The sequence below is a fragment of the Nocardia sp. X0981 genome, from assembly GCF_977089955.1.
On sequence record NZ_OZ372435.1, the window covers coordinates 3,404,105 to 3,419,634 of the forward strand.

Annotated in this window: 15 protein-coding genes; 6 read left to right on the forward strand and 9 right to left on the reverse strand. The window is 69.0% G+C overall.

From position 1 onward, the window contains the following. Positions 1-10: 10 nt before the first annotated feature. The 4 genes from cobT to ACYR7D_RS15160 form a co-directional block, all read right to left on the reverse strand. Positions 11-1,087: a nicotinate-nucleotide--dimethylbenzimidazole phosphoribosyltransferase gene (gene cobT / locus ACYR7D_RS15145; protein ID WP_459545225.1), complete on the reverse strand. Its 1,077-nt coding sequence runs from the start codon at positions 1,085-1,087 to the stop codon at positions 11-13. 167 nt (positions 1,088-1,254) lie between these two features. Next, the gene (locus tag ACYR7D_RS15150) at positions 1,255-1,899 is read right to left on the reverse strand and encodes a maleylpyruvate isomerase family mycothiol-dependent enzyme (RefSeq protein ID WP_459545226.1); all 645 of its coding nucleotides are present in this window, start codon (positions 1,897-1,899) and stop codon (positions 1,255-1,257) included. A 73-nt stretch (positions 1,900-1,972) separates the two neighbouring features. Beyond that, entirely contained in the window at positions 1,973-2,515 is a 543-nt protein-coding gene (locus ACYR7D_RS15155; RefSeq protein WP_459545227.1) for a bifunctional adenosylcobinamide kinase/adenosylcobinamide-phosphate guanylyltransferase, read from the reverse strand. A 27-nt stretch (positions 2,516-2,542) separates the two neighbouring features. After that, the gene (locus tag ACYR7D_RS15160; protein WP_459545228.1) at positions 2,543-3,223 is read right to left on the reverse strand and encodes a DUF3043 domain-containing protein; all 681 of its coding nucleotides are present in this window, start codon (positions 3,221-3,223) and stop codon (positions 2,543-2,545) included. Between the two features lie 251 nt (positions 3,224-3,474). Between ACYR7D_RS15160 and ACYR7D_RS15165 the strand changes: the two genes are divergently transcribed. Beyond that, on the forward strand, positions 3,475-3,828 hold the full coding sequence (locus tag ACYR7D_RS15165) for an iron-sulfur cluster assembly accessory protein (protein ID WP_459545229.1): 354 nt from the start codon (positions 3,475-3,477) through the stop codon (positions 3,826-3,828). 180 nt (positions 3,829-4,008) lie between these two features. Beyond that, positions 4,009-4,980 carry a carbohydrate kinase family protein gene (locus tag ACYR7D_RS15170; RefSeq protein WP_459545230.1) on the forward strand — a complete coding sequence of 324 codons (972 nt, stop codon included), beginning with the start codon at positions 4,009-4,011 and terminating at the stop codon, positions 4,978-4,980. Positions 4,981-5,074: 94 nt separating this feature from the next. Here ACYR7D_RS15170 and asnB read toward each other — a convergent pair whose 3' ends face one another. Beyond that, positions 5,075-7,018: an asparagine synthase (glutamine-hydrolyzing) gene (asnB, locus tag ACYR7D_RS15175; RefSeq protein WP_459545231.1), complete on the reverse strand. Its 1,944-nt coding sequence runs from the start codon at positions 7,016-7,018 to the stop codon at positions 5,075-5,077. Between the two features lie 444 nt (positions 7,019-7,462). Between asnB and ctaC the strand changes: the two genes are divergently transcribed. Both ctaC and ACYR7D_RS15185 read left to right on the forward strand, forming a co-directional pair. Beyond that, the gene (ctaC, locus tag ACYR7D_RS15180) at positions 7,463-8,449 is read left to right on the forward strand and encodes an aa3-type cytochrome oxidase subunit II (RefSeq protein ID WP_459550165.1); all 987 of its coding nucleotides are present in this window, start codon (positions 7,463-7,465) and stop codon (positions 8,447-8,449) included. A gap of 13 nt (positions 8,450-8,462) precedes the next feature. Then, complete coding sequence (locus ACYR7D_RS15185) at positions 8,463-8,879, forward strand: cytochrome c oxidase subunit 4 (RefSeq protein ID WP_459545232.1); 417 nt, start codon at positions 8,463-8,465, stop codon at positions 8,877-8,879. A 646-nt stretch (positions 8,880-9,525) separates the two neighbouring features. Here the strand turns inward: ACYR7D_RS15185 and ACYR7D_RS15190 are convergent. Continuing rightward, a complete protein-coding gene (locus tag ACYR7D_RS15190) occupies positions 9,526-10,803 on the reverse strand; it encodes an FAD-binding oxidoreductase (protein ID WP_459545233.1) in 1,278 nt (425 codons plus the stop codon). 106 nt (positions 10,804-10,909) lie between these two features. Beyond that, positions 10,910-11,674, reverse strand: a complete 765-nt coding sequence (locus ACYR7D_RS15195) for a sporulation protein (RefSeq protein ID WP_459545234.1) — start codon at positions 11,672-11,674, stop codon at positions 10,910-10,912. 262 nt (positions 11,675-11,936) lie between these two features. On the opposite strand from ACYR7D_RS15195, the gene ACYR7D_RS15200 reads away from it, so the two are divergent. Both ACYR7D_RS15200 and ACYR7D_RS15205 read left to right on the forward strand, forming a co-directional pair. Then, complete coding sequence (locus ACYR7D_RS15200) at positions 11,937-13,250, forward strand: hypothetical protein (RefSeq protein ID WP_459545235.1); 1,314 nt, start codon at positions 11,937-11,939, stop codon at positions 13,248-13,250. After that, positions 13,247-14,131: a hypothetical protein gene (locus tag ACYR7D_RS15205; protein WP_459545236.1), complete on the forward strand. Its 885-nt coding sequence runs from the start codon at positions 13,247-13,249 to the stop codon at positions 14,129-14,131. The genes ACYR7D_RS15200 and ACYR7D_RS15205 overlap by 4 nt, the downstream gene beginning before the upstream one ends. Here the strand turns inward: ACYR7D_RS15205 and ACYR7D_RS15210 are convergent. Together ACYR7D_RS15210 and ACYR7D_RS15215 are read right to left on the reverse strand one after the other, a co-directional pair. Further along, a complete protein-coding gene (locus ACYR7D_RS15210) occupies positions 14,040-14,765 on the reverse strand; it encodes a phosphoribosylanthranilate isomerase (protein ID WP_459545237.1) in 726 nt (241 codons plus the stop codon). The two genes, ACYR7D_RS15205 and ACYR7D_RS15210, sit on opposite strands and share 92 nt — an antisense overlap. Before the next feature lie 22 nt (positions 14,766-14,787). Continuing rightward, on the reverse strand, positions 14,788-15,513 hold the full coding sequence (locus ACYR7D_RS15215; protein ID WP_459545238.1) for a lysophospholipid acyltransferase family protein: 726 nt from the start codon (positions 15,511-15,513) through the stop codon (positions 14,788-14,790). Positions 15,514-15,530: the final 17 nt, after the last annotated feature.

Genomic DNA, 15,530 nt, shown 5'->3' on the forward strand with positions numbered 1-15,530 from the left:
CCCGCGCCGGTCATTTCCGCGGATCGATCGCGGGTGCCGGTGCGGTGACCGCGGTGCTGACCCCGGCATCGGTGAAGGTCGCCATCTCGGCGAGCACGGCCACGGCCGAGCGCAACACGGGCAGGGCGACCAGGGCCCCCGACCCCTCGCCGAGCCGCATATCCAGGTCGAGGACCGGGGTGAGCTTCAGTTTCGTCAGGGCTTCGCGATGCGCGGGCTCGGTGGAGCGGTGCGCGGCCACCCACCAGGCCGACGCGCCCGCCGCCAGATCCTCGGCGACCAGTGCCGCGGCGGTCACGATCACCCCGTCGAGCAGGACGGGGGTACGCCGGGCCGCCGCCTGGGCGAGGAAACCGGTCATCGCGGCGATATCGGCGCCACCGGCCACCCGCAGCAGTTCGATCCCCTCCCGCGCCACCGGACGGGCCCGCCACATGGCGTCCCGGACGGCGGCGACCTTGCGCATCCAGCCCTGATCGTCGATTCCCGTGCCGCGTCCGACGGCCCGGACCGGTTCGAGCCCGGTGAGAGTGGCGATCAGTGCCGTGGCGGGGGTGGTATTGCCGATGCCCATATCCCCGGCGATCAGCAGATCGGCACCCGCATCGATCTCCTCGTCGGCGATGGCCCGGCCCGCCGCGAGCGCGGCGGCGACCTCCTCGCCGGTGAGGGCGTCCTCCCGATCGATGGCACCGCTGGACCGGCGCACCTTGTGCGTGGCGACAGCCGCATCGGTCTGCGCGTCCACCGCGATGTCCACGATTCGTACGGTGGCGTCCGCGATACCGGCCAGCGCGTTGACCGCCGCCCCACCCGCCCGGAAATTGGCGACCATCTGCGCGGTCACCTCGCTCGGGTACGCCGACACCCCGTGCCGTGCCACCCCGTGGTCCCCGGCGAACACCACGACCCGGGCCCGCTCGAACTGCACCGGCGGGCAGACCCCCTGGCAGGCGGCCACCCAGATCCCCAATTCCTCCAGTCGCCCCAGCGACCCGGGAGGTTTGGTCAGCGACGCCTGCCGCTGCTCGGCCGCCGCGCGTACGCCGGCATCCGGCGGGGCCACGGGTGCGAATCCCTGGGTCACTGTTCGAGCCTTCCGATCGGGTGCTGTCGCGGCGGTGCGCCGGGCCGGGTACGGCGGGCCGTCCCCGAGGCCGCGGCGCACCGCCGTCCTCCGGACAATATTGCCCGCCGGGCGGAGTCGCGCCGGGAGGCACCCGGCCGGTGCCACCGCGAGCCGAGCGGCCGCTGTCAGCGCGCCGTTCGTTCGCGCAGCGTCGCCACTCCGGCGCCGGTGAGTTCACCGCAGTATTCGGCCCGGCCCGCCATGGCCATCACCAGAGCGAGGGTGCTACCGCGCACCTGGGGGCCGGAACCGATATCGAAAGGGCCGTCGGTGGCCGTGAGGCGCAGCCCCGCGGACGCGGTACGACCGGATACGGTGAAATCGTGCCGGGCGAAGAACCGGGCGACCTCGGTCACCGCATCGACCGACGGGGTCCGGGAAAGTCCGAGCGGCCGGCGGATATCCATCCCGTGCACCACGACCTCACCGAGCCAGGCCGCGGTGTGCCCGGAGGGGGCCGTCGTGCTCGGCACGGCGGCGCGGAACCGCGCGAGGGTTTCGGCCGGGTCCGCGCCACGATATTCCAGCATGCGTCGTCGATTGTGCAGATCCGGGTCGAAGCGGGCGCCGAGCATACTGCGGATCCAGCGCCAGCGCCCGGTGCTCGCGGCCGCGGTGAGATGGGCGAGTACCTCCTCGACCGTCCACTGCCCGCACAGTGAGCGAACCGCCCACTGCGGCGTGGTCAACGCGGCGAGTTCGTCGGCCAGAACGGCCCGTTCCCGGTGGATCGCCGCCCAGATGTCGGCGCGCTGCATGGTCGTCTGCACGGGTCGATTCCACCATCGCCCTGTGACAGGGAACCGGGCGCACGCCGCGCTAACGGCGCGGTGGGCGTCCGGCTCACTTCAGGCGCAGCGGCAGCCCGGCCACGATGAAGAACGCTTCGTCGCAGACCTGGGCCAGGCGTTGATTGAGGGCGCCGATCTCATCGCGGAACAACCGGCCGGAACGGGTCGCGGGGATCACCCCGAGGCCGACCTCCGGGGTCACCACCACGAGCCGGTCAGGGTACCGCGCGACGGCGTCCACCAGGGCCTCGGTCTCCGGGGCGATCGTGCCGCGCGGGGCATCCCAGGCCGCGCGGGCGTCCAGCCGGGCGGTGAGCCAGGTGCCGATATCGTCGACCAGGGTGGGTCCGGGGTGGGCCTCGGACAACAGCGTCGCCGGATCGGCGCCGTCCACCACTGTCCAGCAGGCCGGGCGCCGCGCCCGGTGCGCGGCGATACGAGCCGCGAAATCGGTATCCGCGGGATCGGGGATCGCGGTGGCGAGATAGCGGACGGATCCGCTGACCAGCGATTCGGCGAAGGCCGATTTACCGGACCGCGCGCCACCGAGAACCAGGGTGCGCCGACCGGTTCCGGCCGGCACGGGCGCGGGCACCCGGGTATCGGATTCCGGCACCCGGGGTCAGACCGGGTCGCCGGGGCCGAGCCGCGGTTTGGGTGCGCGCATCTTGCGCATCTGCGAAGCGCGGACGAACGCGTACCAGCCCAGCCGGAAACCGGTATCGGTGGATTTCGGGAAACGCTCCCGGACCCGGCGGTTCACGACGCGGCCCAGCAGGAAACCCTCGGCGATCATGAACACCATCATGACCAGCATGGCGAGCGTGATGATCGATTGCCACGCGGGCGCGGCGAACATCGACAGGATCAGCAGCAGCGCCATCGGCATGAACAGCCCCACCAGATTGCGGCGGGCATCGACGATATCGCGGACATACGCCCGCACCGGCCCCTGATCGCGGGGCAACAGGTACTTGTCCTCGCCGGCCAGCATCCGGGCGCGCCGGTCCTGGGCGGCGGCGCGCCGCTCGGCGGCGGCCGCCTTGCGTTCCTCCTTGGAGCCGCGGGCCTCCTTACGGCGCGCGCGGGCTTCTTTCCTGGTCATGGGCGGCGGTGCGACGGGCCCGCGACGGCGGCCCTCGGCCTCCCGGCGGCTGGGGGTGGGCCTGCCCTTACCCGCTGTCGGTGCGGCCTTGGCCAGGGTCGCACCGGTTTCGGGAGCGCTCGCGGTGGCGGTCGTGGCCCGCGAACCGTCGGCGGGCACATCGGTGCCGCTGGACTCACCGCGTCGGAAGAACTTCACGGTAACCAGGCTAATCGGTCGGGTGACCGGTGCGTGAGCGGGGCGGTGACCGGGTGGGCCCGGTCACTCGGCGGTCGCGGGGCGGCATTGTTCACTTCGGTCCGTCCCCGATTCCGGGGAGGAACGTCACGATGGTGTGGCCATGGGGGCGAAGATGGCAAGATAGGGGAATAGCAGCCCGTCCGAGGGTGTTGATCCACCCTGAACCGTGCGCTGTTCACGGACCGACCACGCTGTCCATAGGAGAGTTCATGACTGTGCAGAACGAGACCGCCACCACCCACGGTGTCACGCTGACCGACGCGGCCGCGGGTAAAGCCAAGGCGCTGCTCGATCAGGAGGGCCGGGACGACCTCGCGCTGCGGATCGCCGTGCAGCCCGGCGGCTGCGCCGGCCTGCGCTACCAGCTCTTCTTCGACGATCGCACCCTGGACGGCGATCTGACCGCCGAATTCGGTGGCGTCACCCTGACCGTCGACCGGATGAGCGCCCCCTACGTGCAGGGCGCGGCGATCGATTTCGTCGACACCATCGAGAAGCAGGGGTTCACCATCGACAACCCCAACGCCACCGGCTCCTGCGCCTGCGGCGATTCCTTCAACTGAGCGATCCGGGCCGGCACTGGTGCGCGGCCCGGTCACCTGCGGTATCGAGACGATGTGACGGTGAATCGTCACGACACCGGTCGCAACGCATAGTCGTGGCCCCGGCGAGTTGATACGGTGAACCGGGGGCAAGGCCCCGTTCACTTTCCAGTTCGCGCTGATTCCGAAGGGGCCCACTACGTGTCCATTGCTGTATCCGCGTCCATCGCGACCGACCATCTCATGCGGTTTCCCGGCCGTTTCGCCGACGCGCTGCTGCCCGATCAGCTCGAGCACGTCTCGCTGAGCTTCCTCGTCGACGATCTGGTGATCCGGCGCGGCGGCGTCGGGGGCAACATCGCCTACGCCATGGGGCTGCTCGGCCGCGCGCCGCTGCTCCTCGGTTCGGTGGGCCGGGATTTCGACGACTACCGGCAGTGGCTGGAATCCCACGGTGTGGACTGTTCCGCCGTGCGGGTCTCCGACACCGCGCATACGGCGCGCTTCGTCTGCACCACCGACGAGGATATGGCCCAGCTCGCCTCCTTCTATCCCGGTGCGATGAGCGAGGCCAGCGATATCTCGGTGACCGCCCTCGCCGAGGAACGCACCCTGGACCTGGTCCTCATCGGCGCGAACGATCCCGAAGCCATGCTGCGGCACACCGCCGAATGCCGGGAACTCGGTGTTCCGTTCGCCGCCGACCCCTCCCAGCAACTGGCCCGGCTGGACGGTGACCAGGCGGTGCAGCTCATCGAGGGCTCGGCCTACCTGTTCACGAACGAATACGAATGGGGTCTGCTGAAGCAGAAGACCGGCCTCACCGAGGGGGAGATCGCCGCCCGCGTGGGAGTGCGGGTCACCACACTCGGCAAGGACGGGGTACTGGTCGTCGATACCGACGGCACCGAGATCCGGGTCGGCGCCGTACCGGAGAACGCCAAGGTGGACCCGACCGGTGTCGGCGATGCCTTCCGCGCCGGTTTCCTCACCGGGCATACCGCCGGACTCGGCCTGGAACGTTCGGCGCAGCTGGGTTCGCTGATCGCGGTGCTGGTGCTGGAAACGGTGGGCACCCAGGAGTGGAGCCTGGACCCCGATGCCGCCCTCAAACGGCTCGGTGAGGCCTACGGCCCGCAGGCGGCGGCCGAGATCGAACCGCTGCTGCGCTGATCTCCGGACAGCCCGTGGGCCGCCGCGGCGCGGACCCGGTCCACCTCGATGCCCCCGCTCATCGGCCGTGAGCGGGGGCATCGTCGTCTCCCGGCTAGACCTGCACCGGGTAGGTGGGTTCGGAGATCTCCGGTTTGATGCGTTCCTCCACGAAGATCCCGTGCCAGATCATGAACACCAGCAGGGTCCAGAGCCGGCGGCTGTGATCGGCGTCCCCGGCCCGGTGCGCCTCGAGCAGGGCCGCGACGGCGGCCTTGTCCAGCAGGTGGTCGGTCTGCGATTCGGCGATCTGCTGCCGGGCCCAGTCGTAGAGTTCGGTACCGCGCAGCCAGTGACGCAGCGGAACCGGGAAGCCCAGTTTCGCCCGGTGCAGGACATGCCCGGGCACGATGCCCTCGAGTGCCTGCCGCAGGGCGTACTTCGTGGTCTCCTTGGTGATCTTCTGCTCCAGCGGGATCTGCTCGGCCACCCGGAACACCTCGGAATCCAGGAACGGCACCCGCAGCTCCAGCGAATTCGCCATGGTCATCTTGTCGGCCTTGACCAGGATATCGCCGCGCAACCAGGTGAACAGGTCCAGATGCTGCATCCGCGCCACCGGGTCCCACCCGGCCGAACGGGCGTAGACCGGGGCGGTGACGTCCTGGTGGGTCCACTCCGGGCGGAATTCGCGCAGCACCGAGCGCAGCTGGGCATCGCTGAAACTACGGGCGTTGCCGTAGTAGCGCTGCTCCAGGGTGAGCGAACCGCGGTGCAGCAGGCTCTTACCGCGGGTGCCCTCCGGGATCAGGTCCGAAACCTTGCCCGCGAGCGCGCGGACGGCCTTCGGCAGCCGCTCGAACGGCGCCAGCGAGAGCGGCTCCCGATAGATGGTGTAGCCGCCGAACAGCTCGTCGGCTCCCTCACCGGAGAGCACCACCTTGACGTGCTTACGGGCCTCCTTGGCCACGAAGTACAGCGGGACCAGCGCGGGATCGGCCACCGGGTCGTCCAGATACCAGACGATCTCCGGAATCGCCGCGGCGAACTCGGCGGGGGAGACCACCTTGACGATATGCCGGGCCCCGATCGCGGCGGCGCTCTCGGCCGCCACATCCACCTCCGAATAGCCCTCCCGCTCGAAACCGGTGGTGAAGGTGATGAGCTTCGGGTTGTGCCGCATGGCCAATGCCGCCACGGCGGTGGAATCGATACCCCCGGAGAGGAAGGAACCGACGGTCACATCGGCGCGCATATGTTTGGCGACCGAATCCTCGAGCGCCGCGGCGATCTCCGCGTACCGGGTCCGCTCGGTGCCGGCGGTGAACGGGCGCACCCGGAACTCCGGCACGAAATACCTGGTGATCTCCGGCTGCGCACCCGGGCGCACGACCGCGTAGCTACCCGATTCCAGGCGGCGGATCCCGGTGTGCAGGGTTTCCGGCTCCGGAACGTACTGCAGCACCGTGTAGTGCTCGAGTGCCCGGTGGTCGAGGGATTCGTCGAGCCCGAGATCGGGCAGCAGCTCCAGCAGACTCTTCTTCTCACTGCCGAACGCCGTGCCGCCGGGCCCCGTGGCCAGGAACAACGGTTTGATGCCGAAGGGGTCGCGGGCCAGGAACAGCTCCCGGGTGCGCGTATCCCAGATCGCGAACGCGAACATACCGCGCAACCGCCGAACCGCGTCGGGGCCCCAGTAGTGGAACGCCGCGACGATGGCCTCGCTATCGCCCTCGGTGGCGAACATCGGGGTGTCACCGAACTCGCCCGCGTGCTCGCGGCTCAGTTCCTCCCGCAGTTCGAGGTAGTTGTAGATCTCACCGTTGAAGGTGAGCGCGTAGCGCTGCGGGTCGTCGGCCGGCCCCCAGCGCAGCGGCTGGTGCGAATGTTCGATATCGATGATCGACAGCCGGTTGAATCCGAAGATCAGCTGGTCGTCGTGCCAGGTACCGCGCTCGTCCGGTCCCCGGTGCCGCACACAGTGCAGGGCGTCGTACACCCGTTCCACTGTTTCCGGCGCTGCGGTATCGGATGTCAGAAATCCGAGCAGTCCACACACTGCGGCGCTAACCTCGTTTCCTCTGGTCGGAGATCCGCGCCGGGGCAGCGGGCGCGGCGGGTGAAATCTAGTGTCCGAGTATGCCGCACGTCCCGTTCCCGCGTGCGCCACACCTCCGGTCGGCCGCTCGACCCCCGCACGGAGTGTCGAAGCCGACCCGACGGCGTACCGGGCGCGTGTTTGGTCTACGCTGCGTAGTACTCGGACTGTTCCGGGTGGTGCCGCGTGGTGCGCGGAGCCGCCCGGACGGCCCGGAAAGAGCTGTTTTCTGCATTCGCGGCGGCGTATCCCCGGCGCCGCGGATGCGATGTCGGAATGTGTGGCGACCAGGAAGGCGTGAGCGTGGCGCACAAGGCGAGCGACGAGATCGGGGCACGGCCTGCCCGGCAGCGGGGTCGTGTCCTGCGGCGGGCGGGGCTCGCGGTATCCCTCGGGATCACCGCGATGCTCGTCTCCGGCTGCTCGATCGACAATGTGTGGTTGCGGTTCGGCTGGCCCTCGGGTGTCACCCCGCAGGCCACCCGGATGCGCGAACTGTGGACCTGGTCGGTGGTCGCCGCGCTCATCATGGGCGTGCTGGTGTGGGGCCTGACCTTCTGGACCATCATCTTCCACCGCAAGAAGAAGGACTCGCCGGAGTTCCCGCGGCAGACCGGCTACAACGTGCCGCTCGAGCTCACCTACACCGCCATCCCGTTCGTGATCATCGCGGTGCTGTTCTACTTCACCGTGGTCGTGCAGAACTACGTGCACGAGAAGGTCGAGAACCCGCACGTGGTGGTCGACGTCACGGCGTTCCAGTGGAACTGGAAATTCGGCTACCGCAACGTCGACCTGGAGAACGGTTTCACCTACGACGGTGTCGACACCGTCCGGGAGAGCGCGAACCAGCAGCAGTTGCAGGAGTACGCCGAGCGCGTCGACGAGCACGGCCACGAACAGCCGGGGCCGGTGCACGGGCGTCCGGAGAACGACATCCTGTCCTACCTGCACTACAACAAGATCGAAACCGTCGGTACCAGCACCGAGATTCCCGTGCTGGTCCTGCCCACCGGCAAGGTGATCGAGTTCCAGCTCGCCGCCGCCGACGTCATCCACGCCTTCTGGGTTCCGGAATTCCTGTTCAAACGGGACGTGATGCCGAACCCGAAGGAGAACAACTCCGACAACGTCTTCCAGATCAGCGAGATCGAGCGGGAAGGCGCCTTCGTGGGGCGCTGCGCGGAAATGTGCGGCACCTTCCACTCGATGATGAACTTCGAGGTCCGGGCGGTTTCCCCGGAGAAGTTCCAGCGCTACATCCAGGCGCGGGAATCGGGTATGACCAATGCCGCCGCGCTCGAATCCATCGGGGAATCGCCGGTGGCCACCTCGACCAAGCCGTTCGAGACCGATCGCACGGTCAAGACCGATACCACCGAGAGCAAGTGAGGACTGATCTGAGATGAGGATCGAAGCACGGCTGTTCGAACTCCTCACGGTGTTCTTCATCATCGTGGGCGTGGTCTACGGCTTCTTCACCGCCCAGTCGCGGACCGGTATCGAATGGGCCGGCACCACGGCGATCGTGCTCACGGCGGGGCTGTCGCTGATCATCGGCACCTACTTCCGCTTCGTGGCCCGCCGGCTGGACCTGCGTCCGGAGGACTACGAGGACGCCGAGATCGTGGACGGTGCCGGGGACCTCGGCTTCTTCTCGCCGGGCAGCTTCTGGCCGATCACCCTGGCCGGCGCGGCCTCGGTGACCGCCGTCGGTTTCGCCTTCTTCGAACCGTGGTTGTTCGGCCTCGGCGTGATCCTGATCCTGGCGGCCGCGGGCGGTCTGGTCTTCGAGTACTACCTGGGCCCCGAAAAGCACTGAGCTGTGTTCATGGCGCCGCCTTCGGCGGCGCGGGGCCGGGGCCCTCGGGACCCCGGGTCTGTGTTCATGGCGCCGCCTCCGGCGGCGCGGGGTGGGGCCCTCGGGACCCCGGGTCTTCACTCCGCCGCTCAGTCGCTGCGCTCCTTCGCTCTGTCGCTGCAGACCCGGGGCGGGCCCCACCCACGGAGGTGGGCCATCCGGTCGAAGTCGAGGAGCATCCGGAGAAGCGGCCCGGGCCGCCCAGCAAAAACCTCGCTGTCCTTTCGGGCAGCGAGGTTTTTCGTTGATTTCGGTGCCGTCTCCGGCGGCGCGGGGTGGGGCCCTGGGGACCTCGGGTCTTCGCTCCCGCTCGGTCGGTCGCTGCGCTCCTTCGCTCTGATGCTCCAGACCCGGGGCGGGGCCCCACCCATGGAGGTGGGCGATCCGGTCGAAGTCGAGGAGATGTGTGGGGCACCGTGGGTGCCGCGTGGTTTCCGATATCGTCAGTGCTGAGCGGTGGTGTGTGATGGGGGCGGTCCGAGGGGGGGGCTCGCAGGTGGTGATCAGCTGTGAAGCGGGTCTGCTCCAGCACAGAACAGGCGATTCGGCGAAAACCCCCGCCGTCCTTCCGGACGGCGGGGGTTTCGTCGTATCGGCAAGGCCGGGATCAGGCGGCGGATTCGTAGCGGAGGCTGTTCTCCGAGCGGCAGATCTCGTCGATACCGGTGACGATATCGCGCAGCTGTTCGGAAGGCAGCGCCTGCGGGCGCAACCGGCAGGTGAAGGTGATCAGCCCGTGGTCGGCGGCGGGAAGATCCCGGGCCGCCGCTTCGGCCCGCAGATGGGCCGAACGCACCCCGTAGGTCATCGCGGAGATCACCGTGAAGCAGCCCGTGCGCTCCCGGTGACCGCTGAACAGGTCGTGCAGACGATAGAACACCGAGGTGTAGTTGCACAGGGGGGCGAATACGCCGACCCGGTAGGCCGGACCGCGCTCGGAGGAGCTGATCACCGTATCCGCGAGGTATTCCGCGTCGCGCAACGTCAGCACCTTGGGCGTGAACATGACCGCGCCCGCGGCGGCATTACGCACCGGCATACCGGCCTTACCGCCGGTATGCGAGGCGATGGCCCCCAGCGATTTGCGGGCCCGGCTGCCGACCTCGCGCCGCGCCCGCAGCGACCGGGTCGGCGCGGTGGGGTACAGGCTGGACCACTGGCCGAAACGGACCGTACCGAGTTGCATCTGGCCCGTGCCCACCGGGCGGGCCACCTTCAGTGGGGCGGTGTCCACCCAGCGCCCCACCTGCAGCACCGCGTCGCGCGGCCGGCTCACCTCGGTGTAGGCGTAGTCCACGAAACTGTCGAAATCCAGGAAACGCCGCGAATCGGTGGACAGCCAGGTGTGGTCCTTGTCGACCTCGACCGCGTCGAGGGTGAGCGCGGTGATGATGCCCGCTCGACCGCCCGCGCCGAGGATACGGTGGAACCGCTCCGTGTGGTGGGTACGACCGCAGGTGCCGATGCGGCCATCCGGGTCGACGTATTCCAGATCGGCGATTCTGTCGATGAACAGACCGTACCGGTGCGAGGCGGTACTCACTCCACCGACCGAGGCGAAACCACCGGCGGTGATATCGCGGTGGTCGCCGACGATCGGTAGGCCGAGCCCGTGCGCGGTGAGCCGGCGGTCGATATCGGACAGTCGCGCGCCTGCCTGCACGCGAACCGTACGGCGCCCCAGATTCAGGTCGACGATGGCGTTCATCCGGCGTAGCGAGACAACCGTCTGCTGATCGGGCAGGGTGAGGCCGTCGGTGGCGGGGTCGCCACCGTGTACGGTGAGCGGCCTGGACCGATCCCGTGAATTCCGCACGGTTCGAACGACATCCGCGGTGTCGCGAGGCAGGTACTCGGCGGGCGAAACAATGTGCGGCGTGCTCATGGCACGAAAGCTAACCACAGCCCGGCGGCGCTGGCGATATCCACTGCGCCGATCCCTTCCCCCCACCCGCTCGCACGGGCTGCGACCTGCGGTTTTCGCGTATTCGTCAGCGAGTGAGCAGATGCAGCCGCTGTCCGAGGACCTCGACCCAGTTCACCTGTTCGAACGTGGCGAAATCGACCCGTATCGCGTCCAGGACATCTCGTCCGGGCGCGAACAGCAGAGCGCGCTTATCGGCTTCGAGGACCACGTACATACCCTGCGGATCGGCCAGGAAGGTCACCTCGAGCTGGTTCAGGCCCGGAAAGCGTGGTGAGGGGCCGAATTCGATCTCCTGGAAGAACGGCAGCCGGTGTGGGATCCGGTCCACCCGCCCGGCCTCCACATCGGCGTGCCGCAACCCGAAACCCCAGGCCTCCACCGCCGCGAGCAGTACATGCTGCGCCGGCAGGGCGCCCACCCCGATGGGATCGGTATCCGCGGCGTCGAATCCGCCCTCCACATCGACCCGGGTGCGTACTGCCACCGCGGTCCCGGCCAGATGCCGCCCGTTGTAGAAGGTGATCGGCGTTTCCCACGGTGTCACCAGCTCGAAACGACCCTCCAGCGGATACCCCGGCAGCAGTTCGAACGGTCCGAACACCGGTTGCTGCGCGAAGGCGAGATCCACCATCTGCTCGCCTTCGTCGTATTCGCGTTCGGCCCGGGTGATCAATTCGACCGCGACCCCTTTGATCCGCGCCGGCCGTTCGTGACAGCGCATCCGGATCACCCCCTGCACCGGCTGCCCGGGCTGGACACCGGGCGTGAACAGTTCGGTCTCCACCTCGGCGGTATTCGTGCCGAGCGCGCCCAGCAGTGTCCTGAACATTGGCTTCTTCTCCCTTCGGGCCCTGCCCGCATGCTCCGCCCCCGGCCGTGGGGTCATCGAAAGAAGCGTAGGCTCCCCGCCACCGTCGTATCGCGGTGGGCCGGGGCCGAGGTGGGACACGGGCCGCGGCCGCCCGGGGAGCGGACCGGGTTGCGTGGTCGTGGTCGCGGCGAAACACCCGAGGTCACCCGGGCGTACCGGTAGGGTGATCGGAGTCGTTGGGCGCCTACGGATTCCGAGAACAGGCGCGGTGGAGGTCGGGGTGTCGAACATCGAACAACGGATCGACTGGGCCGTCGGCTGGCTGGAACGCAGCCAGCTCGGGGATCGCCACGGTGGGGCCGGTTGGGGATGGGTTTCCGATGTGCCACCGAACCCGCAGAACACCGCCGAGGCGGTGGTGGCGTTGACCACCGCGGGCCGGCCGGTGCCCCGGGCGGAGGAAGTGCGCGCGCTGGTACGCCGCGATGTGGTGGACACCGACAGCGGCGCATGGGAATTCCGCTCGCCCATCGACCTGTCCTGGCGCCTGCGGGCGTTACACCGGCTGGGGGTGGGGCCGGACGATCCCGCCGTGCTGGGATGCCTGCGGGAACTGTATGCCAGGCGGGACCCGGACACCCGCGGCTGGCGGCTGTCCGGGCCGGTCGGCCCGATTTCGCTCACCGCCACCACGGCCGCGTTGCACGCGCTGGCCGATCTGGCCGCGGTCGAGGAAACCGCCGCGGCGGCACTGCTGAACGGAACGTCCCTGGTGGTTTCCCTGATGCTGGAAGACGATCCACGCATCCAGCCCATGTACGCCTGCGCACACACCGCACTGCTGCTGTCACGTCCGGAGATCGCCGCGGTCGGGGGTAAACGGGTCGACCGGGTGCGTTCGCTGGTGGTGGAACGGATGCTGGAGGGGCTGCGGCAGGGACAGGCGCGCGTGGAGGAGGAGCCGTTCCGGCGCGGTGCGATGGCCGATACCTGGCGGCATCTGAGCCTGCATCTCGCGGTGTGCGCGGTGGTGACCGCCGACGAGAGAACGGTTTTCGATCCGGGCGTGCGCCGCGGCTTGGTGGAGTTGCTGGAACTGCAGGAAACCGAGGAACTGGTGGCGGTCCGCGGCGGATTCCGGACCTCCACGGAAGGTTTCGTCACCTCCTACGCGACGGTGCAGGGCCTCGAGGCGATGAGCGCGGTGCGGCGGATGGTGAACGAACGGGTCAATCCGGCCACGGTTTTCGACATGATCTGCCGGGAACAGGGCGTACATCCACGTGACGCGCAGGAGGTGGTGGGCTTCCAAGGCCGGACCGTGCTGATGAACAGTTACGCGGGTGCGGTGACCCTGGCCGCGGCGGCTCCGGCCGGGGTCACCATCGCGCTGCTGGCCGTGGTGTTCGCCGAGGAGCTGGGGGTGGTGGTGAGCCGGTCGCTGGTGGTCTGGGGAACCTTTTTCGTGGCACTGGGCACCTACACCGGGCTCGCGACCCGGTTGCCCTCGGTGCCCAAGGGGCGTACGGCGGCCGCGGTGTTCGCGGCCTATACCGCCGTCATCCTGCCGGTTGTGACCTTCCTGCTCTCATGAGCGGGACCGGACGTGGGCTGGTGCTGCTGACCGTGGCCACCAGCCTGTGGGGGGCGTCCAGCGCGGGAATCGCCGGGGTCGGCGCCGCGGGTTTCGCGGCCGCGCCGGTCGCCGCGGGCGGGGGAGTGGCGTTGCTGGTCTTCGCGGTCCTGCGCGGTACCGATCCCTGGCGGGATTTCCGGAGCGCGCCCCGGCTCTTCCTCCGGCTCGGTGTCCTCGAGGTGCTGAACCTGGTGTGCTACGTGGCCGCGCTGCATATCGGTCCGCTGCCGGTGGTGGTGGCCCTGCATCTCACCGCACCGGTGCTGATGATCATCACGCAGATCGTCCGTGCCCGGCGGGCGGTCACGGTGGCGGTCGTCGCGGAGCTGATGGCCGTGGGGGTGGCGATCTGGCTGGTCGCCGGGAACCAGCCGGCGGATACGGAGCTCGCGCCCGCCCTGGCCGGATGCGCGCTGGCCGTGGCCAGCGCGGCCTGCGTGGCCGGTTTGATCAGCCTGGTGGCGCGAGAATCGGCGGGCCGGCCCAGCGGTGCCGCGGCGGGCCTGCAACTGCTGACCGCCTCGGTGCTGGGTGCGCCGCTGCTGGGATTCGCACTGCTCACCGGTACCGGTCCGACCGCCGGTCAGGCACTGGTCCTCGCCGCCATCGGGGCGCTGCTGCTCGGCCCCGGTTTCGCGTGCTATTGGCTGGCGCTACGGGATCTGGACGAGGTCACCGCGGGGCTGGTGGGGTTGAACGAGGCGGTGGTGGCGACGCTGGCCGGTGCGGTGGTGGTAGGGGCCCATATCACCGTGGCGACCCTGATGGCTGGAGCTCTCGTGCTCGGTGCCGTGGGACTGGAACTCGGGAGCCCTGCTCGCTTTCGTGCGCCGTCTTGACGAACGCGGCGCAGGCCGTGAAATCCTTGTCGCCGCTTTCCGTTTCGACCCCGCTGTTCACATCCACCCCGAACGGGTGTACGGCGCTGATCGCGGCATCCACGTTGTCCGGGCCGAGCCCACCGGCCAGGATGACCGGACACCCGACCCGGGCCAGCGCCCGGACGATCCGTGCGCTGATCGACCAGTCGTGGACACGGCCGGTGCCGCCGAGCCGGTCCGTGGTACGGGAATCGAGCAGTACGGCATCGCAGTCGGCGGCGATATCGCATGCCCGGGCGACCGCGTCCGCCCCGGTGACGTGCACGGCGCGGACGATCGTGCGGCCGTGTGCCCCGGCGTGCACCGCCCGCAGGGTGTCGCGATCGACCAGGCCGTGAACCTGGATGGTGTCGACCCCCACCCGGTCGGCGAGGTCGAGGATCGCGTGGGCATCCTCCAGATGGGTGACCAGTACCCGGTTGACGAACGAGGGCGTGGCCGCGGCCAGCTCGGCGGCCGCGGCGGCGCTCAACGCGTCTTCGCTGTAATGGGTTGTCCCGGAGATGAAACCGACCGCGTCCGCGCCGGCACTCACCGCCGTTTCCAGGTCTGCCCGGGAACGGATACCACAGACCTTCGCGCGAACAGTCATCTGTCCATGGTACGCGCCGGGCTCAGCTCGCGGCAGACTCCGGAATCCGCGGCGTATGCGAGGACGGGCCCGACGGAACATTCTTCTTGAGGCTGGCGGCGTACACGTCCACGTACTCCTGGCCCGACATACGCATCAGTTCGTACATCACCTCGTCGGTGACCGCGCGCTCCACGAACCGATTTCCGCCCATCCCCTCGTAACGGGAGAAATCGATCGGTTTACCGAATTTCACGACGACCTTGCGCCGCCGCCACCGGAACCGTCCGGGCGGGCTCACCTCGTCGGTGCCGATCACCGCGACGGGAATCACCGGAACCCCGGTTTCCAGGGCGAGGCGGGCCATCCCGGTCTTCCCCTTGTACAGCCGGCCGTCCGGTGACCGGGTGCCCTCCGGGTAGAGGCCCACGAGCCGGCCCTGATCCAGCAGTTTGCGCGCCGCGTTGAGCGCGTCCTCGGCGGCATCGGCGCCACTGCGGTCGATCGGGTACTGGCCGGACGCGCTGAAGAAGAATTTCTGCAGCCGGCCCTTCACACCGGGGGTGGTGAAATATTCGGCCTTGGCCAGATAATTGATCCGGCGGGGGCTGGACAGGGGGGCGAAGAGCCAATCCGCGATGGAGAGATGATTTCCCGCCATGATGGCCGCGCCGTCGGCCGGGATATTTTCCACGCCCTCCACCTCCGGCCGATTGTAGAGGCGGATGAAGGGACCCAGCAGCACAAACTTAAGCAGCCAGTAGAACATGACGTCCTTACTCCGGG